Origin of the sequence: Chryseobacterium tructae (assembly GCF_030409875.1) — a bacterium.
Taxonomy (GTDB): domain Bacteria; phylum Bacteroidota; class Bacteroidia; order Flavobacteriales; family Weeksellaceae; genus Chryseobacterium; species Chryseobacterium tructae.
Map to the genome: position 1 here is coordinate 654,911 of NZ_JAUFQR010000001.1, position 26,910 is coordinate 681,820.

Sequence of the window (26,910 nt, forward strand, 5' to 3'; positions counted from 1 at the left end):
AAAATTATTTTTTGCGGGCTGGAAATCCAAAAAGATAGCTCGTCGCTACAGGGACTATAAACAAAAGAACGGTAATGAAAGACACTAAAATTTCCATGGTATGACTGGCCAGAAAGTGAGCAAATGCCGTAGCAGGGTAGAAGTGCTCATATAATGATAAACTTAGTTTAACTCCTAAAATAGCAATCACTATAAAAGCTGCCGTTTCCAGAAAAGGAAATACCTGCATAAGACGAACAAACCATTGTGCAATAAATCTCATCGCCAAAATTCCTATAAAAACGCCAATGGTAATCAAAAGTAAATTGTCGGAGAAAGCTACTGCTGCAAAAACATTATCTATAGAAAAAGCAAGATCCATAATCTCTACAATAGCAACCGTTGCCCAGAACTGCCCCAATAATCCAATCGAATTTTTATACAGCCAACTGGATTCTTTGTCCGGATTTTCCTCTGCACCATCTTCATTGTCTTTATTTTTAATCTTTTTAATAAACCAGTCCAAGGAGATATAGATCAGGTACAGTCCTCCCAACGGTTTCAGCCACCAGACGGAAATCAGTACGGAAGCGAAAATAAGAGCCAGTCCACGAAATACATATGCTCCGATAATTCCGTATTTCAGGGCTTTTTTCCTTTGATTTTCGGGGAGATCCATTACGATCGTTGCCAATACTGCTGCATTGTCTACAGAGAGAAGGCTTTCGATAAGGATAAGATTGCCGATAATGGCTATTGATTTTGCGGGGTTTTGTAATAAGTCATTGAAGAGGTAGGTGAAATCAGGAAACATCATTTTTTAAAGGAATAGAATTTTGATTAAGTTTTGAAATAATGGCGGCAGAAACTGAAATGTCGATGAAATTGGTGACCGATCGGGCTTCATTCATAAAGCGGTCTATGCTGTATAAAAGGGCAAGATCTGTAGTAGGAATTTTTCCAAACCTGCTTAAAGTAAACATCAACGCAAGGAAGCCCGATCCAGGAACTCCCGAAGCTGTTTTTGAAGCAATGGAAATGGTGATAAAAAGCCAGAAATAGTCTTTTATGGTAAGAGGGATATTATAAAACTGGATCAGGAAAATACATGAAATGGAAAGATAAATGCATGCTCCCGCCAGATTAAAATTGTACCCAAGAGGAATCACAAGCCGAAGAATTTTCCGGTCGTAACCTTGTGATTCCATTTTATCAAAGATCATCGGGAATGCCATTTTTGAAGAAGAAGTGGCCACTACAAGAATGATTTCTTCTTTAATGCTGATCAGGAAATCCCAAAGATTGATCTTAAAATAAGCGGTGATCACTCCTAATACTCCGAAAATAAAAAATACACTGGTGAGATATACCGTAGCGACAATCTTACTTAGTGGCAATAATGTATTAATTCCATATACTGAAATTCCATAAGCGATATTGGAAAAAATAACGATCGGAAGAAATATATAAACATATTTGATAAGTTTGAAAAATAAATTTCTTCCTGAGTCTAAAACTTTAAAGATCACATTTCTTTTCTTCGAAAGACCAATCAGGATACCAGCTGATATTGATAGGAAAAGAAAAACGAGATAGTTGCTAATGTGTAAAGGATTTGTCGTCCTTGTCAAAAATCTTTCGGGAAGTGCTTTATGTGAAGAAATAATAATTCCTGTATTGGCTCCCGGTTTTAAAAGTAACCCAGAACCAATCCCCAGAACAATACTTATAGAGGTGATGATTAAAAAATAAACAACCATCTGGGTTACAATTTTAAAAACATTTTTGGTGCTGAAAATGTAGCTTATCCCATAAGTGACAGCAATAAAAATAACAGGAATAATCAGCACTTCAAGAAGCATGAAAAAGTAACTGCTTACTTTTTCCAGATTTTTACTGACCTCCGGAAAATAATAACCGGTCAATGCTCCACAGATTATTGCTGTGAATACATAAAGCGTAAGGTTTCTTAAATAGGAGTCTGTAAATGTTTTTTGCTTAAAAGGTTTCATTATCCACTTTTTATATGATAAGATTGCGAAGTTCAAAGATATAATCTTATATAATACCAAGAATCAAAGCACCCAGTAACATCACGATGGATGATCCTATAGCCCATTTTAAGGTAAATTTCAAATGGTCAGAAAATTCAACACCCGCTAGTGAAACCAACAAATAAGTGGAAGGCACTAAAGGACTTAATAAATGAGAAGCCTGCCCCACAAGACTGGCACGTCCCAAAATATCAGGAGGTATATTCAATTGACTGCCAGTAGCTGTAATTACAGGTAATATTCCGAAATAATAAGCATCATTAGTCAGGAAGAAGGTAAGTGGGACACTGAATATAGCAGTGATGATATTCAAATAGCCACCCCATGTTTTAGGAATAATATTGATAATACTGTTTCCCATAGCATTCATAATTCCGGTTCCATTCAGGATTCCTGTGAAAATTCCTGCTCCGAAGATCATTCCTGCCACCGATAAGGCATTTCCTGCATGTTTTGAAATAATTTTCTGCTGGTCTTTCAGTTTCGGATAATTGATCAGAGAAGCGATACAGAACGCAATCATAAAAGCAATTCCCAAAGGAATAATATCAAGAATCATAACACAAAGGAGAACAATGGTCAGGATCAGATTGATGAGAATAAGTTTCGGACGTCTTAATGCAGGGTCATTCTCACCGGCAATGTCCTGTCCGCTGTATTGGGTGTATTTCCCATGTTTGGCTATTCTTTTTTTCTCCCGTACTCCCAGAATATAGGCAACGAAAAATACCCACACGAGACCGATCAGCATAACAGGAATCATAGGGACAAATATTTCAGTATGTCCCAATTTAAGAGAACTCATCACTCTCGCAGTTGGCCCTCCCCATGGTAAAATGTTCATAATACCTCCTGCAAGCATAATGATACAGGTTAAAACCAAAGGATTCATACCCTGCTTTTTATAAAGTGGGAGTAATGCAGCCACTACAATAATGTAAGTGGAAGAGCCATCACCGTCTAAAGAAACTAAAGTGGTGAGAAGAGCTGTTCCGATGGTTGTTTTTACAGGATTATCTCCTACAGCCTTTAATATGGCATTCACAAGAGGTTCAAAAAGCCCGGTATCAATCATCAGACTGAAATACAGGATGGCAAAAATCAGCATCACTCCCGTAAGTGCTATTTCTTTTACTCCATCTTTCATCATTTTACCAAGATCAGGCCCGAATCCTGCAACTACAGCAATAAGAACAGGCACTAGAACCAAAGCAGTAAGCGGAGTCATCTTTTTGTTCATGATGAGGATCATAAAGATGAATATCATTAAAAAACCAAGAAATGTAAGCATAGTGTAGTGTAAATTGTATTGAGGTTATTGTTGTTTCTTTTTTCTCCAGTCAAAACTGTTTCTGAAACCTATAAATCCGTAGTTACTCGTTTTTTGGGTTTCCATTTGATTGATAAAGGCGAGTTCCAAAGCGGAATTTTTTCCCACTTTTATCCCCAAACCTGCTGTAATACGGTTGCTGTCGAAGGGTTCAAGTCTATCAACATTCATTCTGATTTCATTTTTAAGAATACCATAGAGCTTTTCTTTTTCTCCTTTTTTATTGAAAGGAATTCTTACAGAGATCAGGTATCGGATCCTGACTTCAAACTCATCAGGATTGCTGAGAAAACGCTCCTCCACTCTAAGGCGGTTGGAAATGGAGGTTCTGCCAATAAAATAATCAGCGGTTACTTGTTGGAAAGGTCTTTTTTCATATCTTATCTTTTTAGAATCGTCTGCATTATAAGATTCAAGTACCAAAAACATAAAACCTGCCGCAGGTCTTATATTTTCTGCTACTTCATAATCTACATAAGCATTAGCAAGGAAAAGCCTTGTGTCGTAGGCCAGATCGAAGGAACGGTATTGGGTAAGTGCTGTTAAAGTACTTTTATCAGTAAGCTTTGCCGACAGGAGGTACTGGAACCACATATTGTAATTGTCTTTACTCTGACCATATAAAAGACCATTAAGAAGGCAAAATGATAAAATAAGGGTTAATTGTATATTAAATTTCATGTAATATTTGATTAATATTGCGATTTCTCAAATATATTTATTAGAATGAGCGGACTTGGATTTTTTCAATCAATGACAGTTTTTCTCAACGAACTGCATTTTGAGACAAAAAGATATTATATTTGATGCGTTTCAAAATAAGGTATGGACTATGTTTTTAATCATTAATTTTATTATTATATTATTGATTATCAGAATTTTATTTAGTGGTAAGATTCTGAAAAGCCTTATGGAGTACCGTTGGAAGTTTTTGTTGAGGTTTCAGCATATTTTTTTCCTTTTTATCTTCATTTTGATGACTTATTTCACCGAAAACTACTTCCTGGATTCAACTCAGTTGGTGATAAGCATTATTTTGAATACAATTTTCAATGTGGGAATTTACTATCTGGTCTACTATTATCTGGTGCCCAGATTTTATTTATCCAATAAGTATCCGGAATTTATTCTTTATGCTTTAATCTGTTTTCTGGTATCCAGTCTTTTCAGAATTCTATGGGAACCGGCTGTTTTTCAGATTGATTTTAGCGAAAAAAGTTATCATGTTGGTTTTCTGTACAACATATACATCTCGCAGGGAGTAATCATTCTTGTGGCTTCTTTTTTGGGAATTACGAAAGACAAATTTTTAATAGAACAGGATGTGATCAACCTTGGTGAAGAAAAAGATCAGCTTTATCTCGATTTACTGAAGTCTAAGCTGAATCCTCATTTTTTACTGAATACTCTTAATAATATATATGCCAACAGTTTTACCCATTCTGAAAAAACTTCAGACTCTATTTTGCAGTTAAGCAAGCTTCTGAAATATATTATTTATGACAGTGGAAAAGAAAAAGTAACAGTTTCTCAGGAATTTTCTTCATTGAAAGCCCTTGCCGCTTTGTATCAGCTTAAATATAATAATCAGCTTGATATTGTTATGGGTATTGAAGATCAGGAAGAATTTGACATTGCAGAAATTCCGTCCGCAATATTTCTTACTTTATTTGAAATTCTTTAAAACACTCAGCAATTGGAGAAGATCCTCATGGTTTTATAAAATTATTCTGTAATATTGAGCGTTCTGAATTGTATTTTGAAATTATAAATTCGGTAGGGAAAGATAGAATTCACGTAGCTGAATCTAATTATCACGGATTGGGCAATGAAGCAATTATTCATATATTGGAAAAGTTTTATCCGGATCAGTATGAATTTTATTCAGGGCCTAAAGAGAATGATCAATATAAAATTGCTTTAACAATTACTATCAATGGCTAATCTGACTATCGTTAATGTAGATGATGAATATCCTGCATTGCAGCTTATAAAACAATATTGCGATCAGCTTGAAGGGGTTGAACTGCTGGCTTCATTTCAGAAACCGGAAGAAGCACTGGCTTTCCTGAAAGTGAATAAAGTGGATCTGGTTGTTTTTGATATCAATATGCCGGGAATGAATGGAGTAGAGCTTTTACAACAGCTTCCCGATCCGCCGTTATGTATTTTCGTTACTTTGGAAACAAAATATGCAGTGAAAGCATTTGAATTGGACGTCGTTCATTATCTTATCAAGCCTGTAGATTTTGATACCTTTAAAAAAGCAGTCAATAAAGCAAGAGATTTTGTTCAGTTTAAAAGTTCTGCTAACAGTCAGCACCAGGAAGATTATATTATGTTCAAATCCAATTATGTGATGAATAAAGTCTTTCTTAAAGATATTCTTTGGATACAGGGGTTTGGTGAGTATATTGTTTTGATGACTCCTCTGAAAAAATATATGATCCTGGAAAGGATGTCCAATTTTGAAGAGAAATTTCAACATTTTGGATTCATCAGGATTCACAAATCTTATATTGTATTGTCAAAACATATCAACTCTTATAATTCCAGCCATGTTTTTTTGAAGAGTGGCGAAGAGCTTCCATTGGGACGAACGTATAAAAAGAATTTGAAAGCCCATTTAAATTAACAAAAAGACCGCCTTAAAAGTCAAGTGATATGACCTGTAAGGCAGTCTTTTAGATTTTTATTCGATCAGTTCCATTATGGACAAGATTGATTACCAGTAATCCATAGGATACATTGACCTTTGTAGTTGTATTCACAACAATAACGTCCTGCAGCTCCGCCATTGATTGATTTTTGGGCATCTCTGCTTAATGATTTAGCATTTTTCATAGTTAATAATATTTTGATTTGTACATCCCTGAACATTTAAAGTCAATCAGGATTTTGACATTTGGTGTAAAAGAAGTGAATCAAAGATACTATTTTTTCCTTTTTGTGTGATATATTTTATTAACTTTTTTTGAAATAAATTTTTGATTATCAGTAGGTAATGGTGTGGGTGGTGAAAATATAAACAGATAAAGCCGGAAAGTTCCGGCTTTATTCTCAATTGTTATCAAATCATCGAACTAAGGACAGTTGTATCCAGGGCCGATCCATAAAATACATTTTCCGTTGTCATCGCGTTCACAGCATACAAGTCTGCCCGCAGCTCCGCCATTGAAGGTCTTTTGAGCATCTCTGCTTAGTAATTTGCCATTTTTCATAAGTAATATTTTGATTTGTACGTTCCTGAGCATTTATAGTCAATCAGGTTTTTGACGTTTGGTGTTTATCGTGATTCAAATATAAAACTTTTTAAGTCAGAGTGTTATGCTGTATATAGACTGGAGTGGGTTGTTGATGTTTGATTTTCAGTAATTTATTGGATGGCTTCCATAAGCATTTTTCTTCCGCCCATGTCTATATCCTGTTTTACGATTTTTCTCGTAATAGGATCAATATAGTAGGTTACTATAGTTGATTTGTTGTTGATGTCATCAGTCGTTTTTACCATCCATACCGATTTCCCTTTATATTCAGACTTCTTTGTTTCCAGAATACAAGCTTTCATCATTCCTTTTTTTTCAGATTTTGGGTTGTAATCAAAAATGGAAATTTCGGAAGTGTAGTGTTCTTTCAGAGGAAGAAATCTTATGAGCATAGCATAGCTGCTGCTGTCAAAATAATGGGTGGCAGGGAGGTCGATAATATCTTTCTTTTGCGATTTTTTATCAAGGTAATATCCGGTGACTTTATCTTTGCCAGATTTGAGAACCATGTCTCGCATTGAATTATAAGACGAATGATATACCGGACTGAAGTCTGAAGATTTTACAATAGTAGAATCTGTCCATTTAGCATCCGGAGCCTGTTTCATTTTTACAATGGTCTTAATAAGAAGATCTTTTTTGTTTAGCTTTTTGATTTCTGTAATGATGCTTCCGATCTCTATTTTTGTGCCGGCATTTTCAGCATACCATAATAATTCAGAAGTTTCATCTTTGATTAATTTTGAATCAATGCCTGCATTTTTAGGAGTAAGCAGGTTTTGTGAAAAAAAATGGACACTATTTAATAGTAAAAGGAAAAGAAATGTTCTCATGGTCTTTTTACTAATAAGTAGTAGGATACAGATTAAAAGTTACAACCTTTTGATATTTAATTGTTTTCGGACTCAGAATTGTTTTTTATAAAAAGAAAAAGTTCACCGTATGGGTGAACTTTTGATTTCATCTTATTGACAAGTTTGTTTATAATCATCAATGAGCTTTTTATACATTTTAGTATATAGCTCAGTTTTGTAATGCATATTGATCTTTGCGGCTTCTGCGCCTTTTTTCCCTTTAACTAAAGCCTTTCTTTCTGCATCGGATTCTTTTTTATTTTCTTTGAAGGTCTTATTAGAGAAATAATCATTTTTTCTTGCTTCATCTACCTTTTTCAAAAACTCAGGACAATCGGCACCAGCAATTTCGTAGGCTTTATAAAACTTTTTATAGAGCGTTTTCATATTAAATAGAGCCAATGGACTTAAGGAGCTGAAATCTACAGGTGCAACAGCAACCGTTTCATTGGGTTTACTAAGGTAAATCATGACATACATCAACTGGCAAGTATCTTCGTTTCCGTCAAATCCTGTAGAAAAGTTATTTCCAAAATTTGCTCTGCACGTCATACTTCTATATCCGTAAAGATTGATTGGCCCTTTTTCCATTAGAGGAAGCATTAATACTTTCCCTTTTGATTCCATTTCCAGATCGTTATTGATTTCCTTTACAATTCGCTTATCCAGTTGAAAAGTTTCCTTGGTATCCTCGTTGGTATAGATAAGACTTTTAATGTCTGATACCGGAACCAGTTGTATATCTTTATCATCCTTAGATGATTTGAATTTGACCTCTTTTCTGTCTAAATGAGCATTTTTCTCGCTGTTTCCTCCTATAAATTGAAAAGTAGCAACATCAGGAAGCATAAAATCCTGAGCAAATCCTTTTTTGGTACTTCCATCCTCCATAAGGATTTCAATAGGGAGGAAGTCTCTTTGCCCGTGTAAAATTGTAGTGATTGGGCACATAGAGTAGGAGCTGTTGCAATGAACAGCAATAATGCAGTAAGTTTTTTCATGGTTATTGTTAAGATTGTATTAGCCTTTTCCTGCCGCCTGCATTGGGTTTACCTTTCCGTTTGAACTTCCTCTTGCGGAATTTCCTTCTTGTTTTTGTTTAAAGAGTTGGAATTTTGAAGTTTCACCACCAGAACCATTGCTTGTCCATAAGTTATTGGTCGTATCAATATCGGCTATTTCTCTCATTGGATCGAGCTGAATTGATTTCAACTTCTTGTCAAAATAATATGTTTTAGAAACTTTTTGTTCGTTCAATCTCCAGATTTGTGCAGAGGATTTATCATATAATTTTGAACCATCTTCAAAGGTGAATTCAAGGATAATAGGCATTACCAATCCGCCTTTGTTTAGAAAGTCTATCTGATAAGCAGTAATATTTTTGAATTTCTCTTTATCCTTAGCATCTAAAGGAAGAGTAGCTTCTACTTTATTAGTATATTCTTTAGTGTTTGCTTTTTCCTGCCCTCTGTCATATCGGTAATAGAAATCTTGAACCTCTTTATCTTGATCAACATAGAATGTAATATTCTTATCTTCTCTGTTTCTGATTTTCGAAAGATCTTCAAAGCTGTTTACCAAAGGCTTATCCACCTGATATTTTACTTCAGTGGCCGCTTTTGGATCTGTATCAAGATTTGGGGTGGCTACAGTTACTTTATCAATGGCAATATCTACAGGGTCTGTTCCATAGAACCATCCTCTCCAGAACCAGTCAAGGTCTTCACCGCTGGCATCTTCCATAGTACGGAAAAGGTCTGCAGGTTCAGGATGCTTGAAGGCCCATCTTTTAGCATAAGTTTTAAAAGCTTTATCAAAAAGTTCTCTTCCCATAATGGTTTCACGAAGAATATTCAATCCTGTGGCAGGTTTTGAATAAGCATTCGGGCCATATTGAACAATATTTTCCGAGTTACTCATGATAGGTTCAAGCTGATCCTTCGGAAGTTTCATATAATCTACAATAGTCCATGCCGGGCCTCTTTTTGAAGGGAATTTGTTATCCCATTTTTCTTCCGTAAGATATTCTGTGAACGTGTTCAGTCCTTCATCCATCCATGCCCATTGTCTTTCATCAGAATTAATGATCATTGGGAAGAAATTGTGTCCCACTTCGTGGATAATCACTCCGATCATTCCGTTTTTAGTTCCTTCAGAATAGGTTCCGTCTTTTTCTGTTCTTCCGAAGTTGAAACAGATCATTGGATATTCCATTCCGTTGGCTGCTTCTACAGACTGAGCTACCGGATATGGGTAAGGAATTGTAAATTCGGAGTACGTTTTAATGGTATGAGCGACAGCCTTTGTAGAAAACTTTCTGTAAAGTCCGTAAGATTCCTTAGGGTAAAAACTCATCGCCATTACTTTATTATTGTTTTCAGGAATCGTAACACGCATTCCGTCCCAAACAAATTTTCTGGAAGAAGTCCAGGCAAAATCTCTTACATCATTCGCTTCGAAAACCCACGTTTTTCTTTGTTTTGAATGATTCTTTTCTGCTTTTTTAGCCTCATCTAAGGTGACGATTTCTATAGGTTCAGAAGCACTTTCTGCTTTTCTGTATCTTGAAAGCTGATCGGATGTTAATACCTGATCATAGTTTTTACATTCTCCGGTTCCTCCTACAACATGATCTGCCGGTACATTCATAGACACTTTAAAGTTTCCGAAAACCAAAGCAAATTCCCCTCTTCCGGTGAACTGATGGTTTTGCCAACCCTGGAAATCACTGTATACACACATTCTTGGATACCATTGGGTCATCGTATACAAATCATTGCCATCTTCAGGAAAATTTTCATAACCACCACGGCCGCCCATCTTCATTCTGTTGGAGATATTATAGTTCCAATCTACCTTGAAAACGAATTTTTCTCCCTTTTTCAAAGCTTTTGGAAGATCAATACGCATCATGGTTTTGTTAACGGTGTATTTTAGTGGAGTTCCTGAAGCATCCGTTACTTTTTCCAGAATAACTCCATAGCCGTTATCTTTTACAGGAAGTTCCGTTACCTTAAGCTGTTGATCCGTTGTTGACGGTCGAAGGATTGATGAATTATCATATCCTGCATTCCTGATGCTTGAATGCTCGTTTTCGTCCAATTGAAGCCAGATATAATCCAGTTCGTCAGGAGAATTATTGTAATAGGTTACCGTTTCTGAACCTTTCAGATTTCTTTTATCCTCGTCAAGGTAGGCGGTAATGTTATAATCAGCCCTGTTTTGCCAGTAGGCGTGTCCTGGTGCTCCGGAAGCTGTTCTGTAAATGTTGGGTGTTGGTAGAATAGTTCCCAGTTGCTCAAACTTGTTTCCATGATTGCTACCCGGGTTATTCTGAATATTTTGTGCGGTGAAACCTGTATAGGCAAATACAGAAAGTGAAAGTATAACAACTTTTAGTTTCATAACCGAAATGATTTAATAATTATCAAAGATAGTAATAAGCTGTTGAAAAAATGAAAATATTTCACGTTTAGAAAGGAATTCTTTCCAAAGTCATTTTTAAGGATAGTGCAAAGACTCCGGATGAGACAAAAAGAATCCAATCTTTCTTATTGACCTTAAAAATAGTAAGCAGAATAAACAATAATATAAGGATAGCACCCACAATGACGATCTGCCCTAATTCTAATCCGATATTAAAACCTAATAGCGGAACAGCAATGCTTTGGCTTTTAGCAATCATCACTCTGGCTGTATTGGCAAACCCCATTCCGTGAACCAATCCAAAGATGAGAGCAAGATAGTAATTAGCCCGCATTAACGTCTGTTTCTGGTTTTTCATAATAATATTATCCAGGGATGTTAGAACAATAGTGAGAGGAATTAAGAACTCAACCCAATCGGAAGGTACTCTGAAAACATCAAGAATACTTAATGCTAATGTAATGGAATGTCCAATGGTAAATGCGGTGACGAGGATCAGAATTTTTTTCCAATCACTATAAGAATAAACAGCGATCAGAGCCAAAACAAAAAGCTGATGATCTAAAGCATCCAGGGAAATAATGTGTTCCCATCCAAGGTTTAAATAAAATAGAAAATCCTGCATCATAAAGTAAAATATAATGCGTACGAAAATAATGATTAATTTCGTACACATTATTTAAATGTCAGGGTTTATGAAGAAATTATGGCTGTTTTTGCTCCCGATTGTTTTTTTACTGTCTTTTACTACTGTATGGCACCCTTATCATGTAGGTTCTGTGGAGATCAACTATAGTTCTAAATCTAAAACATTTGAAGTTACCGGTAGATTTTTCCTTGACGATCTTGAGAATGGTCTTGGAAAAAAATATGGTGGAACTTTTCATTTCAATGATGATCAATATAAAGCAAAGCTTGATGAAGCATTACAAAAATATTGTCAGGAATATTTTAAACTAAAGACAGATAATAAGTTTCTTAAAGTAAATTATGTAGGCTACGAGGAGGATCAGGAATCTGTGAATGTCTATATGGAATCAGAACCCGTTGCCCATCCTAAAAAAGTAGAAACAGCAGTAAGTTTTCTGTATAACCTTTTTGATGATCAGATTAATATTGTTCACATCATTGTCAATGGAGATAGAAAAAGTGAAAAATTAACCTATCCGAACCGTTATCTCTACAAACAGTTTTAATTTTCCAACTGAATCAGTGTGTTGATTCCTTTAGCATGTGCCAACAAATCAGGAAAAAAATCATCATAACATTCCTGAAGAAAATCTTTATTATTTAAAAAAGCTTCAAAAACAGGAATATCTTTATCCAGATATTTTGCTTTGTTCAAAACATTTTGAATACTAAACTTAATCCCCCAGTCTTCACGATAATTGTAAAGCCAGTCATCCTGTTCCATTTTGGTCAGCATTTTTTTGAAATTTTCCGGTAACCATTGCTCGTGAGCATTAAGAACGCTATAGACTCTTAAAGAATGAGCCTTCCATCCAGCTAGTGAATGTAGAGAAAGATCATTGGCTACAAATAATCCATAGAGACATCTACAAAAGCTCCGGCATAAAGTCTTACCAAAGGAGCAAAAGCTTTTTTAGCCTCATGAATGGCAGGGTGAGAATCGGTAAAAGTATCGATGGCTCTGTGTAAGGTAATTCCATCCTGAATTTCCTTAGGGAAAGAAAAACGATCTCGGTTTCGGATAAAATCTTCCAAAAACTGGCCGACAATTTGTCCGTCAGTAAAAGTGAGAAAGGAATGAGCCAGATAATTCATAAACGAATATAAAAATTTTTAAACAAAGTTTGGCCATTGCTTAGTGTTTCTACCCAAACTCCTTTTTCAATTTCATGATATTTAAATTCAATCTCGTTTAAAGTTAATTTATCAGGAGAAATAATACTGAGATGGAGTTCACTATCATTGATGTGACATTTGAACTGAATAGGAAACGGAAAAGAATTCTGAACTTGAAGATCTTTGTAGCCGTAAACGACCGTACAATCTGAACCTAAAGGAGTAAAGCGTTCATCTTCTTTATAAATATCCATTGAATGGGGATATCTTTCTAAAATTTTTAATCCCGATTGAAGTGATCCATAATATAGAATAGATGAGAACTGACAGATTCCACCCCCAAAATCACTTGAAATAGTATTGTTGATGAGGTTTCTGCCTTCTTTAAAATTATTCTTTTCATTAGGCTTTCCAATCAATTTCCAGAAAGAAAATACTTCATCAGGATGGATGATCAGATTATTGATTTTGTCTCCAACTACTTTTAAATTGTGGATTTTATTATGATGAAAAGATGCGTTTTTAATAATCTGCCGGAGTTGAATTGAATGTTCTCCTATATGTTCCGAACGATATTCCTTAGGATAAATATGCTTGTTTCTCTGTTCATGAATATATCGCTGCAAAAGTTTTATCTGCAGTTTCCATGAATGAGGAACCCAATTTTTCAGTTGCTGTTTCATCTCTTTTCCAAAACACAAATGTGATACGAAGCCCATTTTTTCAGAAAAGTGTGGCAAAGAAAATTATCCAATGGCAGAAAGAATTTTCTTATGGCTTTAGGGACTCTGTGAATAGGAAAAAATAATATTCCGGACGTATTTGTAATATTCCATTGATCTTTTGAAAGCTCTGCAATATCTGAAATTGAAAAACTATTGCCAGCATGCCAGGTTTCCTGTGGAGAAATTGTTTTTTTTCTGCTTTTTACAGGATAATCAAATATCAAAGTGCCTTTCTTGCCTAATTTCTGATAGCATTCATCTAAGAATGCTTTTGTCTCTTTCCGGTTTTGGTGCATGATAACGTGGAAACAGAATATGCATTCAAATTCTTCATCAAAAGGTATTCCCGAAATTTCGCCCACAGTTAGAATTTTTTCAGGATACTTTTGACGGGCAACATTCAACATATTTTCGCTGAAATCAGTTCCATGGGTAGCAAAATTTAAGAGGCGACCTGTTCCACAGCCTAGATCCAAAACTTTTGTATATTTTTTATCTTTGAAAAAAGAAGTCAGAAAAGACCTTTCCTGTTGGTCAATATATTTCCCGTAAGAGTTTCCGAACCGATTCTCATCGTAAGATTCAGCGAGGGTGCTGTAATATTCCAGAATACTTGTTTTCATCATTTGAAAAAATCTTCGGTTAAGATCTTCAATTTTATTGACTTCCACAATTTTTATTGACTACATTTTCTGAAGAAGACTAGCTAGATTGTTCCTTTCTAAATTCGGAAGGAGTCATACCTGTCATTTTTTTAAAAATGGTATTGAAAGCGGTCTTTGAATTGAAACCGGATTCAAATGCAATTCCTAAGATGGAAAGCTTATGAAAAGATTGATCAGTAAGCATTTTTTTGGCATGTTCTACCCTGTATTTATTCACAAAATAGAAAAAGTTCTCTTGAAAACCGGTGTTGAGAAGATAGGAAAGTTGATGGGCATTGATGGAAATAAGATCAGATAGTTTCAAGAGATTGAGTTCACCATCCAAATAAGGCTTACCGGTTCCCATTATTGAAATTAATCTTTGTTTTAATGTGTCAAATTCCTCATCGGGGATTATTTTTTTTCTTAATGTTTCCTCTACGTCATTTTCCAGTTCAATAGAAAGAAGTTCTTCACGCTGATTTTTATCTACAGGATAGATTTCCTTTTGCCTCAGAACATAATAAAGAGTACTGTAAGCAATAAAAAGAAACAGCAGATCCATCACCAAATGCTGATGCATTTTATAGACAAAAGTGTTGAAAAGCTCATAGCCAACTGTAATAACAATAGTTATGAAAAGTAGAAAACTTAATTTAATCAGCCATTGTAAGTCGATATTTTCTGTGTTTGAAGAAATGGTTTCAATCCGCTTTTGATGCTTTCTGATTTTAAAATAAATAAGAGCAATGTAGGGGAGGTTATGGGAAATATCAATAAGCATTACAATACTTCTGATAATCGGATGATTTTCCATGTTGAAAAGCAATATCCAATAGATTGCCGGAGTAATACAGCAAATGAGATCAGATTTTTTAAAACGGTAATTAGGATTGATAAAAAAGACAACACTGAAAAATAAAAAGATCGGAGTAAAGATTTGTATTGCGTACAACGTAAGTACAAACCAGGAATCCGTAGAAATTCCACAGAAATGTAAAATATCAAGAAGCCAGTAACTTGACCAGAGTAATATAAAGATCCCGAAAAAGAAGTTAGCCTTTTTATTAACCCGCATAGGATTAATTAATACAGTAAAGGAGAGTAAAGTTAATCCTCCATAAAGCAGTACCAGTACAAACTTCTGAATGTTTTCGAGTTGCATTATTTACATTTTTTTAAAAAAGCCTTTCGTGGAAATCTTCAATTTTGCTTACCTCTTCAATCTTGATTCCAAATTTTCTTTTCGGAATTTTATTAAGATTGGAAACGAATATTTTCTCATACCCCAGCTTCTCAGCTTCTGTAATTCTTTGTTCGACCTGGGCAATGGGACGAATTTCTCCACTTAATCCGACTTCGCCGGCAAAGCAATAATGTTCTGAAATGGCAATATCTTCATTGGAAGAAAGAACAGAAGCAATAACAGCCAGATCCAAAGCGGGATCATCTGTTTTTATTCCTCCTGTAATATTAAGGAAAACGTCTTTGGCTCCTAATTGGAATCCAGCTCTTTTTTCCAATACTGCCAAAAGCATATTCAGTCTTTTGGAATCAAATCCGGTACAACTTCTTTGTGGAGTACCATACACGGCTGTACTTACCAAGGCTTGAATTTCCAGAAGCATAGGTCTGTTTCCTTCTAAGGTTACAGCTACAGAGTTTCCGGAAAGTTCTTCGAATTTTTTTGTAATCAGGATTTCTGATGGATTTTTAATTTCCTTTAATCCCTGAGAGATCATTTCGTATATTCCAATTTCAGAAGTAGAACCAAAACGATTTTTATTGGCTCTTAATAATCTGAAAAGGTGATTTCGGTCGCCATCAAAATTTAAAACTACATCTACCATGTGTTCCAATACTTTCGGGCCTGCAATTTGACCGTCTTTGGTAATATGACCTACTAAAAATACAGGAATACTGTTTTCCTTAGCATATTTAATGATCTCATTGGAGCATTCTCTGATTTGGGAAACTGTTCCTGGAGAACTTTCGATTAATTGAGATTGAAGCGTCTGAATAGAGTCGATAATCATGAAATCAGGCTCTAGTTTTTTGGCTTCGTGAAGTATTTTTCCAGCGAAGTTTCTGTAAATAGAAAACAGTTCGGGTTTTGGACATCCGTTAATCTGTCGGCCCTCATTTTAATCTGAGAAGCACTTTCTTCCCCGGAAACATAGAAAATTTTCTTCTTCATTTTTAAGGCAAGCTGAAGCAGAAGAGTAGATTTTCCGATTCCCGGTTCACCACCGATCAGAGTAACAGAACCTAAAACAATTCCGCCTCCCAGAACACGGTTCAGTTCTTCAGATGGAGTTTTTAGTCTTGGTTCTTCACTGGTTTCTACCTCAATGATATTGATGACATGTTGCTTGGTTTTTGAGAAGGGTACCGATTTGCTATTAGGTTTTTCCACTACTTCTTCCACCAGAGTGTTCCATTGTCCACAGTTTTTGCATTGCCCCATCCATTGGGAATATTGGCTTCCGCAGTTTTGACAGAAATATGCCGTTTTCAATTTTGCCATACTGCGAAGTTATAAAAAAAGCATTTTTTTCCGAGACTTAAATGCATTTAAATATCAAATACTAACATAGATCAACGATAGAAATATCTTTATATCTTAGCTTTGTTGAAATTAAAATATTAATGTAAAATATAATTACAATGAAAAAACTATTTTTATCCTTCGTGTTTGCTCTTCTAAGCACTTTCTCTTTTGCACAAAATACTTGGAATATAGACCAGATGCATTCTTCGGTAAATTTTACGGTTGAGCATATGGGAATTAGCTTCGTTCAGGGAAGATTCGATAAATTCAGCGGAAACTTGAAAACAAAAGGCAATAGTCTTGAGAATGCTGTTTTTGATATCAGTATCCATCCTGAAAGTATTAATACAGGAGTGGAGATGAGAGATAAGCATCTTAAAAGTAAAGATTTTTTTGCTGCAGAAGAATATAGTGAGATTAAATTTGCAACAGCTTCTATCTCAAAAGAAAAAGATGGATCCTATGTATTTACAGGTAAACTAACGATTAAAGATGTTACTAAAGAAATTAGTGTTCCTGTGATATTAGGAGGTATTACAAAGAATAAAGAAGGGAAAGAGATTATGGGAATGCAGGCAAAATTCTCTATCAGTCGTTTTGACTATGGGTTGAATTATGACCCTACAGCTGCAGGTATTGCTAAGCATATCGAAATTACTACCTATCTTGAATTGGTTAAAAAATAATTTGCATATAAACGAATTGAAAAGTGGCTTTGGAGGATTTCAGAGCTGCTTTTTTGTATTTGATATTTTTTTCGTTGATAAAAAGCTGTAGTGAAGGAAACACTTTCTTTAAAATAAAAAGGGAATGAATCGCTTTTTGTTATGGATCCCTATTTGATACAGATAAAAAATTTAATCAGGTTTTATAGTTGTTTGAAGCATGTTTTCGCATTTTCAAAATGTAAAAAATTGCTTTGTATCTCTTTTTCCCATAACTTTGCACAAACCTAATCTAATGAGTAAAAAGAATACAAAGTACATCTTTGTGACAGGAGGTGTAACTTCATCTTTGGGAAAAGGAATCGTGTCTGCTTCTCTGGGACTATTGCTAAAATCACGCGGTTTTAACGTAACGATCCAAAAACTTGATCCTTATATCAATATTGACCCGGGAACTTTGAATCCTTATGAACACGGAGAGTGTTATGTGACTGAAGATGGTGCGGAGACGGATCTGGATTTAGGTCACTACGAGCGTTACCTTGATGCTCCTACATCCCAAAACAACAACGTTACTACAGGAAAAATCTACCAGACTGTAATTGAAAAAGAAAGAAAAGGAGACTTCCTTGGAAAAACAGTTCAGGTAATTCCTCATATTACTAACGAAATTAAACGTAGAATTAAAATCCTTTCTAAACAAAACTACGATATCATTATTACTGAGATCGGAGGAACAGTAGGGGATATTGAATCTTTACCATACATTGAAACTGTTCGTCAGTTGAAATGGGAATTGGGAGAGAAAAATTCTATGGTAATCCACCTTACCCTATTGCCTTATTTGGCTTCAAGTGGAGAATTAAAGACAAAACCATCTCAGCACTCCGTTCGTCAGTTGATGGAAAGCGGAATTATGGCTGATGTATTGGTTTGTAGAACCGAACACAAAATTCCAAAAGATCAGAGAGCAAAATTGGCTCAGTTCTGTAACGTTCCATTAGAAAACGTTATTGAGTGTAAGGATATGGAAACTATTTATGAGGTTCCAATGTATCTTCAGAAGCAAAACTTTGATGATGTAGTCTTGAAAGAGCTGGATCTGAAAAGTGATAAAGATGCTGATCTTAAAGACTGGAAAACTTTTGTTAAAAAATTCCAGAACCCTAAGAGAACGGTTGAAATTGCTTTGGTTGGAAAATATGTTTCCCTTCAGGACTCTTATATTTCTATTGCTGAAGCATTCAAACATGCAGGAGCTGACCTTGAAACTGAAGTAAAAGTAAGATGGGTGTACAGTGGAGATATTACAGAAGAGAATATCAAAGAAACACTTAAAGGGGTAAATGGTATCCTTGTTGCTCCAGGTTTTGGAGACAGAGGTATCGAAGGAAAAGTTCTTACCGCAAAATATGCAAGAGAAAACAAAATTCCAATGTTGGGAATCTGTTTAGGAATGCAGATTATGACGGTTGAATTTGCAAGAAATGTTTTAGGGCATACAAAAGCAAACTCTGTGGAATTTGATACAGCAACTCCAGATCCTGTAATTTCATTAATGGAAGAACAGAAAAATGTAATAGATAAAGGAGGTACAATGCGTCTTGGAGCTTGGAAATGTGCTTTGAAAAACGGATCTAAGCTATACGAAATCTACGGAAGCAAAAATATTTCTGAAAGACACCGTCACCGTTATGAATTCAACAGTGATTATCTTCAGGAATTTGAAAAGAATGGTTTCCTAGCTACAGGGACAAACCCGGAAACAGGATTGGTAGAAGCACTGGAATTGCCAGGACATCCGTTCTATGTTGGGGTACAATACCACCCGGAATACAAGAGTACGGTAGCTACACCACATCCTTTATTCAGAGCTTTTATTAAAGCTTGTGAAACTTCTAAGTAAGATATTTTAGTGTGGGAAGAACGTAATATTCAACCCAACGACAACAAATAAGGTAATTTTTTACCACAAACGTCTAAACATAAACTCAGGTTGATTTTTCTCAGCCTGAGTTTATTATATAGTAATGCATTATAGTATAGAGTTTTGATAAAAAAACAGTATTTTTGTCAGCTCAAATTTACTACAGATTTATAAGTTTTCTTATAGGATTGTAGTAAGTCAGTAAATAGGAAATTTTAATTATAACAAAAATAAAATGCAACAAAACAACGGAATCGATAAGAAGCAGATGATTAGTTTCGCGGTTTTATGCCTGATTCTCTTCGGTGCAATGTTCTATTTCCAGAACAAGCAGATGAAAGAAGAAGAGTTAAAAGCTCAGCAGCAGAAAACGGAACAGGTGAAAAATGCCGTAAAACAAACTCAGGCCACCAATATCAATCCAAATGTAACTCCTAATGCGATTCAGACAGCTAATTTGTCTAACAAAGAACTGAATGTTGAATTCTCAAGCTTAGGAGGACAGGTTTCTAAAGTTCAGCTTTCAGAATACAAAGCATACAATAATAAAACGGATCAGGCTGACCTTCCGCTTTATCTTATCAATAAAAATAATTCAAACTACGGTTTCCAGTTTAAAGACAAAACGGGGAAAGTGATCAATACTAAAGATTTAGTTTTCTCACCTACTGTTAATGGAAATGCTGTAACAATGACGGCTAACTATAATGGAGCTGTTATCCAGTTTATTTATACATTACTTCCAAAATATACTCTTGATTTTAAAGTAAGAACTCAAGGTCTTGCAGCAGTCACTTCTGATAACAAAGCAGACTTTATTTGGGATTATAGTGTAAGAAACCTTGAAAAGGGTAGAGCTCAGGAACAATCTCACTCAGAATTCTCTTATGCTTTCAATAATTATAAAGATTATGATTATGATGGAAGAACCACAATGGAGGAGGAAAAAGAAACTCTTAACTGGATTGGTGTAAAACAGCAGTTCTTTACTTCTGTTATTGAAGCTAAGAATGGATTTACTCAAAGTAAAGGGAATCAGGAGAATGTAGAAGAAGGAGAATATCTGAAGAAATTAAACTATGAAGGTTTTGTTCAGATGACCGGAAGTGAATTAAACCAGGATTTCACATGGTATTTTATGCCATTGGATCTGCCATTATTGAAATCTTACGATAAAAACTTTGATGAGATTCTTCCGTTAGGTTGGTCTTTCATTGGAGCTATGAACCGTTATTTCTTCATGTGGTTATATGCAATTATTGCTGGATGGGGATTATCAGCAGGTTGGGTAATTTTTGCAATGACAATCATCGTAAAATTGATTCTATCACCAATTATGTACAAGCAGCATAAGCTGAGTGCTATGATGAAAGTGATCCGTCCGGAAATTGATGAAGCAAATGCGAAGTTCAAGGATGCTGATCCAATGAAGAAACAGCAGGCTACGATGGAGATCTATAGGAAAGCAGGAGTTAATCAGATGGCAGGATGTTTACCTGCATTGGTGCAGATTCCGATCTTCTATGCGCTATTCCGTTTCTTCCCGAACTTTATTGATTTGAGAGGACAGGGATTCTGGTTTGCAAAAGACTTAACAGCTTATGATGATTTGATTAAATTGCCATTTAAAGTTCCGTTCCTTGGAGATCACTTAAGTATCTTCGCATTGGCTTGTACAATTGTTATCCTGATCTATACAGTAATGACATCAGGAAATATGCAACAGCCACAACAAGAAGGAATGCCAAATATGAAAGTACTAATGTATATCTTCCCGATTACATTCTTATTCTTCTTAAATACATCAGCATCTGGTCTTTCATGGTATTATTTTGTATCGAATGCAATTAACATTCTAATCATTCTTGTGATTAAGTATGTAATTCTGGATGAGAAGAAAATTCATGCTCAGATTCAGGCGAATAAAGAAAAGCCGAAAACGGAAGGTAAATTCCAGAAGAAAATGAGAGAAATGATGGAGCAGGCTCAGCAGCAACAGCAAACTCAAGAAAAAGGCAAAAAGAAATAATTGACAAATCAATTGATCATAAAAAAAGAGAAGCAACTGCTTCTCTTTTTTTGTTTATATAAGTTTTAAAATTTCTACTATTAGTCATATTTTAATCTGAAAGACTGTCTGTGGTGTTTTGTTGGGCCATGTTTGATGAGGGCATTCTGATGTTTTTTTGTGGCATATCCGAAATTGGTATTCCATCCATATTCAGGAAACTCTTCGTGAAGCTCGATCATTAATTTGTCTCTGTAATTTTTAGCAAGAATAGAGGCCGCAGCAATAGATAAAACTTTTGAATCTCCTTTTATGATACATTGATGAGGGATGTAATTATAGGGGTGAAATTTATTTCCATCAACTAAAATAAGTTCCGGTGTTATGGTTAACTTATCCAACGCACAATGCATGGCATGGATGCTGGCATTAAGTATATTATGCTCATCTATGAAAGAAGGAGGAAGCTCTGCAATGGAGTAGCTTTTTACATTGTCTCTGATGTAACTGTCCAAATCCATTCTGGTTTTAAATGTTAATTGTTTGGAGTCATTAATTAAATTTTGTTCAAAATTTTCATCCAGAATAACTGCAGCGGCAACTACCGGTCCACTTAAACACCCTCTTCCTACTTCATCACATCCTGCTTCGATGTAAATGTTTGACCAGCTTTTTATTAAGTCCATAATTTTTTTTCTACGGATGCAAAAATATAATTTTTTTTCTAAATAATATTTTTCATGTATATGTTGTTTTTTCATGAAAATATGTTAAATTTTCCTTTAAAATAGCGGTTTTTGATTATTTCTATTTGGTCTTATTTTAGTGAATTATTTACGTTTTTATTGGTTTTTTATTGAATTTATGTAAGTTATTTTCAATATTTTAACAAATTGTTTGGTAATTTTAAGAAACTTTCACATATTTGTATCCAATAAAAAATTAATTGATTCATGAAGAAATTAACAACGAGTGTTCTGATTGTTGCACTCTCTGCTTCTTTTTTTAATGTAAACGCCCAGAAAAAAGGGAAAGACACATTAACTACACAGAATATTGGAGAGATTGTAGTAACGGGAGCATTGGGGATTAAGAAAAAACAAGACGCTATTACAGCAAGTACAGCCCTTGTAAAAACTGAAGAACTTACGAAAGCAGGTAACCCGAATGCTGTTCAGGCATTAACCGGTAAAGTATCTGGTCTTTATATTAACGTTCCTAATAGTTCTGTAAATGGACAGGCAACGATTAACTTAAGAGGACAGAGATCTTTAACAGGAGATAACGGTGCATTTATCGTTATTGATGGAGCGCCTTCTACGGCTACTATTTTCCAGCAGTTGCCTCCTGATGTTATTGAGAGTGTTAACGTGTTTAAAGGACAGCAAGGAGCTGCATTATACGGTGAAAGAGGATCAAACGGTGTAATTGTTGTTACAACGAAGAAGGGAACAAAATCTGAAAAAATTCAGTTTACCTTAACTTCAAACATAGATGCTTCTTCTGTGTATAAGTTACCTATTGTTCAGGATAAATATGGTCAGGGAGCTCCTGGAGGAGATTTTACACCAGGATTTCCAGAAATGGGTGGTACTACATGGATTCCTTATGAGAATACATCATGGGGTCCACTTTATTCAGATCCACTTATAGCCGGGAAGGACTTGATTATTGGAACACCTGATGCAAATGGACAGTTTGTGATGGGGAAATATGCTCCTAGAAAAAATCATTTTGCTGATTTCTTCAAGACAGGACTATTGTATCAAAATGGCTTGACTATGAATGTGGGTGGAGGTGATTCTTATGCATTCTTATCAATCAACAGAACTCAAAATGATTTCATTGTAGATAAAGACAGGTTAAACAGAAACAATATTTTGTTTAAGGCTGGTAAGAAATTAGGAAAATTGAGAGTAGATGGTACTTTCAATTTAATTGATCAGCAAACTTCTGAAACAAGCTCAGATACTTATTATAACTTGCTTCAAATGCCTACAAATGTCGATATCAGAGCTTTTTCGAAACCTGATGCAGAACATTATTTTACAACATATGCGGATAATCCTTATTGGACGATAGATAACGTAAGATATAATAATAAAAGTACTACATTCAGTGGGATTATAAACCTTGAATATACATTTAACGAGCATATTAGCTTATCCTATTTAGGGAATGTATTAAGCATTTCTGCATTAGGTGAAAGTTATAACAATGGCTGGAGATTTGGTAAAATATTTCCCAAAACAAATACAGCATATGATGGAACATCATTTCTGACCTATCAACATAGTAATATTGAATCGAATTATTTTAAAAGTGTAAGCAGAAGATTCAATTACTATGGGGATATCATGTTGAATTTTAATTATAAGCTTACGGATGATTTAGGATTGAAATTGAACGTAGGAAATAACGTGAGAGATGATTCATTTACAGTGACTACTGTGGGAGGAACTAATCTTCAGATTCCAGGTTTTTATCATATCAATAATGTTGGAAATCCTACATCGTTTTCTGAACTTCAGAATACACAGTCTCGTGTAAGAACTATTGCAGGTTTTGCCAATTTAGATTTAGCTTTCAGAGATTATTTATTTTTAAACTCAACAATTCGAGTTGAAAAAAGTTCGGTATTATCTACACGTGATACTTTTACTCAAGAGCTTACTAATAAGCCTTATACCTATTATTCAGCGGGTCTTTCATTTATACCAACTAAAGCTTTTGAGGCATTGAAGGGAGGGGTCTTGAACTACGCAAAAATTACAGCTTCTTATACAAGCGTAGGAAGTACAAATGCAATTTCCCCTTATGCGACAGATGAGGTAACTGGATTAATTCCGACCGGATTTCCAATGAACAATGCATCATATTTAATTAATAGAAACCCTACGAACCCTCGTATTAAGCCAGAATTTACCTCTACTCAGGAAGCTTCAATACAGTTAGGATTCTTTGAAGATAGAATTACTATGGGCGGGTCAGTGTTTAGATCTGGAGTTACTGATTTGATTACGAATTCTTCTATTGCTAATAGTGCTGGTATTAGTACTTTAAGAGATAATATTGGTGATGCTGTTAATAAAGGGATTGAATTGGATCTTGGGTTTACTCCGATAAGAACACAAGATTTCGAATGGAATATCAGAGGTTCATATAGTAGTTATACATCTAAGTAACAGATCTTCAGAATGGGGTTACTGAAGTTCAGTTATTATCAGTAAGTCGCCCATCTGCAGGTATTTTTGTTCAGAAAGGTGAGGAGTATCCTCTGATTAAAGGAACGAAATACCAGAGAGATGATCAGGGTAGAATTATTGTCGGTAAAAATGGAGTTCCTTTAGCAACTTCAGGTTTTGAGATATTGGGTAAAGTAAATCCTGATTATGTTTTAGGATTCAGTACTTCTTTCCGTTATAAAGGATTTAGACTTTCAGGTACTGCTGATTATAGAACCGGAAATAGTTTTTTATCTATTACGAAACAATTGTTAGGGTTTACGGGAGCTTTAGAGAAATCTGCTGATTATGACAGAAGCCAGGGGTATGTGGTGCCTAATTCTGTACAGAATGTAGGAACAGCCGCAAATCCTGTATATGTTACCAATACTACTGCTGCTTTAGGTCCGAATTATACCAGCGCATCGACTTATTTTTCGGCGAATGGTTATTATAATGCTATTGGAGAAGAGTTTGTTGTAGATGGAACGGCTTTCAAAATCAGAGAAATTGCTTTGAGTTATACCTTGCCTAAGTCTGTTCTTGCCAATACTTTCCTTACCAACCTTACGTTTGGTGTATATGCCAGAAACCCTTTTGCATGGTATGCTAAAAGCAACAGAAATTTTGCAGATCCTGAAACAGCTAGTAATTCAGGGGCTCCCAATCAAAGACCAGGACAAGCCCTTGGCGTTGGGGGACCAAATGCTTATGGTATTGCCTATACGGGTCAGTATCCTACTACAAGAACATTTGGAGTTAGTATGAGTGCATCATTTTAATTAAAATTAAGAAATGAAAAAGATAAATAAAATCAAATTAATTATGCCCTTAGCGGCTTTGGCATTAAGCTTAAGTGCTGTGTCATGTAATGATTACCTGGATATTAATGAAAGTCCAAATGCAGGGCATATTGAAAATGTTTTACCATCTCAGGTTATTCCGGGTGCTATCAATGAATTATTCATTGCACAAGGAAGTGAAGTTGGAGGTCGTGCAGCTTCCATGATGACTTTTGGAAATGTAATGATGAATAACTGGGCTACAGATGTTTATAATGTTGGTGGGGTGTATAATGCAGAATATACCTTAGGAGCTGTAAATGATAGTTTTTATAGTGGTATTTGGAATAGGATTTATTTGTATGCTGCTAACCTTAAGCTAGTGGAAGATTATCCTAATGCAGATCATGCTCAGGATAATTACGTTGCAATTGCTAAGATTGTAAAAGCTTTCTATATGCAGTATATTGTTGATTTATATGGAGATGCTCCTTATAAAGAAGCTTTTTTACGCTCTTCTAATCTTACTCCAAAATATGATGATGATAAGGATATTTATATGGCTTTGATTGCAGATTTGGAAGCGGCAAATGTTTTGCTTGCCTTGAAACATCCTGATGCTAAAGTGGCTACTACTGATCCAATCTATGCAGGAAATACGGATAAATGGATTGCTTTTTCAAATACTATTAAGTTAAGAATGCTGTTAAGAATGTCTAATGTGACAGGAGATATGGCAGCTTACAGAGACCAAAAACTGGCTACTCTGGCTGGAGCCCCATTTGTTAAAGATAATGTTCTCAACAATCCAGGATATTCTTCAGCAAATAATGGAACGATGAATCCTTTTTTGTCTTATAAATATACTGCTACAGGTTCTCCTTCTTTGTCTTACATCTGTGCTTCTGAGCATATTGCGAATTGTTTGAATGGGAATTTGATGAACTCTACAGAGCCTTACTACACTAAATTTAGTGGAATTATTGATCCTAGAAGGTTTAGATTATTTACTTCTGTAACATATAATGGCGTTGCGCAAGTGAAAGGTATCAGACAGGGAGCTAATGCTGGGCAGCCAGGCGCACCAACTGATAATAAATCTTTATCTGTTTTAGCATCTGGTAATTTTGTTGGATCTACAACGGTAGCTACTGTTGCAGATGTTATTAAAGCTGGAAATGCCAGAGGAGGAGTTGTAATGTCCTTGGCTGAGAGTGAGTTTTTACAAGCTGAGGCTGCTGTGAGATATCCATCTTTGTTTGGGAATCCTCAAGGACATTTCGATGCAGGAATTGATGCATCAGGTAAATGGGTTGGAGCTACTGATACAGGAATGATTGCTTATAAAGCTGCGATTGCTACAAAAGTTGGCCTTGGCTTTACAGGTTCTACTAATCAGCAAATTGAAGCTATTATGACTCAAAAATGGTTAGCATTAACTAATGTTAGCCCTATGGAAACGTTTCTTGACTACAACAGAACAGGATATCCTGTAACGCCAATGGCTGTAACGAGTTCACAAGCAAACAGACCATTGAGATTATTTTATCCTACTTCTGAATATGGTTCAAACGCTAATAATGTACCTAAGCTAACTACAGCTCAGATGTTTAATAAGAATGCAACGACTCCTTTCTGGAATCAAAACTAATTCTATAAATTTTAATAT

At 35.2% G+C, this 26,910-nt stretch carries 22 protein-coding genes and 2 pseudogenes; 9 read left to right on the forward strand and 15 right to left on the reverse strand.

The features are described 5' to 3' along the window. Positions 1-4: 4 nt before the first annotated feature. From QWZ06_RS03210 to QWZ06_RS03225, 4 genes are read right to left on the reverse strand one after another with little or no spacing between them, the layout of a single operon-like run. Entirely contained in the window at positions 5-796 is a 792-nt protein-coding gene (locus QWZ06_RS03210) for a TerC family protein (protein WP_290295678.1), read from the reverse strand. Continuing rightward, on the reverse strand, positions 783-1,991 hold the full coding sequence (locus QWZ06_RS03215; protein WP_290295679.1) for a cation:dicarboxylate symporter family transporter: 1,209 nt from the start codon (positions 1,989-1,991) through the stop codon (positions 783-785). The genes QWZ06_RS03210 and QWZ06_RS03215 overlap by 14 nt, the downstream gene beginning before the upstream one ends. A gap of 46 nt (positions 1,992-2,037) precedes the next feature. After that, positions 2,038-3,324: a CitMHS family transporter gene (locus QWZ06_RS03220; RefSeq protein WP_290295680.1), complete on the reverse strand. Its 1,287-nt coding sequence runs from the start codon at positions 3,322-3,324 to the stop codon at positions 2,038-2,040. Positions 3,325-3,348: 24 nt separating this feature from the next. Beyond that, positions 3,349-4,044 (reverse strand): DUF2490 domain-containing protein, encoded by a 696-nt coding sequence (locus QWZ06_RS03225; RefSeq protein ID WP_290295681.1) that lies wholly within the window; start codon positions 4,042-4,044, stop codon positions 3,349-3,351. 295 nt (positions 4,045-4,339) lie between these two features. Here QWZ06_RS03225 and QWZ06_RS03230 point away from each other — a divergent pair, with 295 nt between their 5' ends. Together QWZ06_RS03230 and QWZ06_RS03235 are read left to right on the forward strand one after the other, a co-directional pair. After that, positions 4,340-5,047 (forward strand): histidine kinase, encoded by a 708-nt coding sequence (locus QWZ06_RS03230; protein WP_290295683.1) that lies wholly within the window; start codon positions 4,340-4,342, stop codon positions 5,045-5,047. A 252-nt stretch (positions 5,048-5,299) separates the two neighbouring features. Next, positions 5,300-5,998 carry a LytR/AlgR family response regulator transcription factor gene (locus tag QWZ06_RS03235; RefSeq protein ID WP_290295684.1) on the forward strand — a complete coding sequence of 233 codons (699 nt, stop codon included), beginning with the start codon at positions 5,300-5,302 and terminating at the stop codon, positions 5,996-5,998. A gap of 448 nt (positions 5,999-6,446) precedes the next feature. Here the strand turns inward: QWZ06_RS03235 and QWZ06_RS03240 are convergent, their stop codons facing one another. From QWZ06_RS03240 to QWZ06_RS03260, 5 genes are all read right to left on the reverse strand, one after another. After that, a complete protein-coding gene (locus QWZ06_RS03240; RefSeq protein WP_290295685.1) occupies positions 6,447-6,584 on the reverse strand; it encodes a hypothetical protein in 138 nt (45 codons plus the stop codon). 155 nt (positions 6,585-6,739) lie between these two features. Further along, positions 6,740-7,462, reverse strand: a complete 723-nt coding sequence (locus QWZ06_RS03245) for a DUF3108 domain-containing protein (RefSeq protein WP_290295686.1) — start codon at positions 7,460-7,462, stop codon at positions 6,740-6,742. Between the two features lie 132 nt (positions 7,463-7,594). After that, the gene (locus QWZ06_RS03250; protein WP_290295687.1) at positions 7,595-8,434 is read right to left on the reverse strand and encodes a hypothetical protein; all 840 of its coding nucleotides are present in this window, start codon (positions 8,432-8,434) and stop codon (positions 7,595-7,597) included. A gap of 69 nt (positions 8,435-8,503) precedes the next feature. After that, on the reverse strand, positions 8,504-10,888 hold the full coding sequence (locus tag QWZ06_RS03255; protein WP_290295688.1) for a M1 family metallopeptidase: 2,385 nt from the start codon (positions 10,886-10,888) through the stop codon (positions 8,504-8,506). A gap of 67 nt (positions 10,889-10,955) precedes the next feature. After that, positions 10,956-11,534, reverse strand: a complete 579-nt coding sequence (locus tag QWZ06_RS03260; RefSeq protein WP_290301287.1) for a HupE/UreJ family protein — start codon at positions 11,532-11,534, stop codon at positions 10,956-10,958. 70 nt (positions 11,535-11,604) lie between these two features. Between QWZ06_RS03260 and QWZ06_RS03265 the strand changes: the two genes are divergently transcribed. Next, on the forward strand, positions 11,605-12,105 hold the full coding sequence (locus tag QWZ06_RS03265; protein ID WP_290295689.1) for a DUF6702 family protein: 501 nt from the start codon (positions 11,605-11,607) through the stop codon (positions 12,103-12,105). Here QWZ06_RS03265 and QWZ06_RS28110 read toward each other — a convergent pair. From QWZ06_RS28110 to radA, 5 genes and pseudogenes are all read right to left on the reverse strand, one after another. After that, positions 12,102-12,694: pseudogene (locus QWZ06_RS28110) on the reverse strand (acyl carrier protein phosphodiesterase). The gene QWZ06_RS03265 and the pseudogene QWZ06_RS28110 overlap by 4 nt on opposite strands. Beyond that, entirely contained in the window at positions 12,691-13,398 is a 708-nt protein-coding gene (locus tag QWZ06_RS03280; RefSeq protein WP_290295691.1) for a VanW family protein, read from the reverse strand. The pseudogene QWZ06_RS28110 and the gene QWZ06_RS03280 overlap by 4 nt, the downstream one beginning before the upstream one ends. Beyond that, entirely contained in the window at positions 13,395-14,111 is a 717-nt protein-coding gene (locus QWZ06_RS03285) for a class I SAM-dependent methyltransferase (protein WP_290295692.1), read from the reverse strand. The genes QWZ06_RS03280 and QWZ06_RS03285 overlap by 4 nt, the downstream gene beginning before the upstream one ends. Positions 14,112-14,142: 31 nt before the next feature. Next, complete coding sequence (locus QWZ06_RS03290; RefSeq protein ID WP_290295693.1) at positions 14,143-15,249, reverse strand: AraC family transcriptional regulator; 1,107 nt, start codon at positions 15,247-15,249, stop codon at positions 14,143-14,145. Between the two features lie 13 nt (positions 15,250-15,262). Then, positions 15,263-16,611, reverse strand: a pseudogene (radA, locus tag QWZ06_RS03295) (DNA repair protein RadA). A 140-nt stretch (positions 16,612-16,751) separates the two neighbouring features. Between radA and QWZ06_RS03300 the strand changes: the two are divergent. The 3 genes from QWZ06_RS03300 (at position 16,752) to yidC (ending at position 21,256) form a co-directional block, all read left to right on the forward strand. Further along, positions 16,752-17,321, forward strand: coding sequence for a YceI family protein (locus QWZ06_RS03300; protein ID WP_290295694.1), 570 nt, complete (start codon positions 16,752-16,754; stop codon positions 17,319-17,321). 274 nt (positions 17,322-17,595) lie between these two features. Beyond that, positions 17,596-19,206: a CTP synthase gene (gene pyrG / locus QWZ06_RS03305; RefSeq protein WP_290295695.1), complete on the forward strand. Its 1,611-nt coding sequence runs from the start codon at positions 17,596-17,598 to the stop codon at positions 19,204-19,206. Positions 19,207-19,462: 256 nt separating this feature from the next. Further along, positions 19,463-21,256, forward strand: a complete 1,794-nt coding sequence (gene yidC, locus QWZ06_RS03310; protein ID WP_290295696.1) for a membrane protein insertase YidC — start codon at positions 19,463-19,465, stop codon at positions 21,254-21,256. An 80-nt stretch (positions 21,257-21,336) separates the two neighbouring features. Here yidC and rnhB read toward each other — a convergent pair whose 3' ends face one another. After that, entirely contained in the window at positions 21,337-21,921 is a 585-nt protein-coding gene (rnhB, locus tag QWZ06_RS03315; RefSeq protein ID WP_290295697.1) for a ribonuclease HII, read from the reverse strand. Positions 21,922-22,188: 267 nt separating this feature from the next. On the opposite strand from rnhB, the gene QWZ06_RS03320 reads away from it, so the two are divergent. From QWZ06_RS03320 to QWZ06_RS03330, 3 genes are all read left to right on the forward strand, one after another. Next, positions 22,189-24,420, forward strand: a complete 2,232-nt coding sequence (locus QWZ06_RS03320) for a TonB-dependent receptor plug domain-containing protein (protein ID WP_290295698.1) — start codon at positions 22,189-22,191, stop codon at positions 24,418-24,420. Between the two features lie 185 nt (positions 24,421-24,605). Beyond that, the gene (locus tag QWZ06_RS03325; RefSeq protein WP_290295699.1) at positions 24,606-25,241 is read left to right on the forward strand and encodes a hypothetical protein; all 636 of its coding nucleotides are present in this window, start codon (positions 24,606-24,608) and stop codon (positions 25,239-25,241) included. Between the two features lie 13 nt (positions 25,242-25,254). Next, entirely contained in the window at positions 25,255-26,892 is a 1,638-nt protein-coding gene (locus QWZ06_RS03330; RefSeq protein WP_290295700.1) for a SusD/RagB family nutrient-binding outer membrane lipoprotein, read from the forward strand. Positions 26,893-26,910 lie beyond the last annotated feature (18 nt).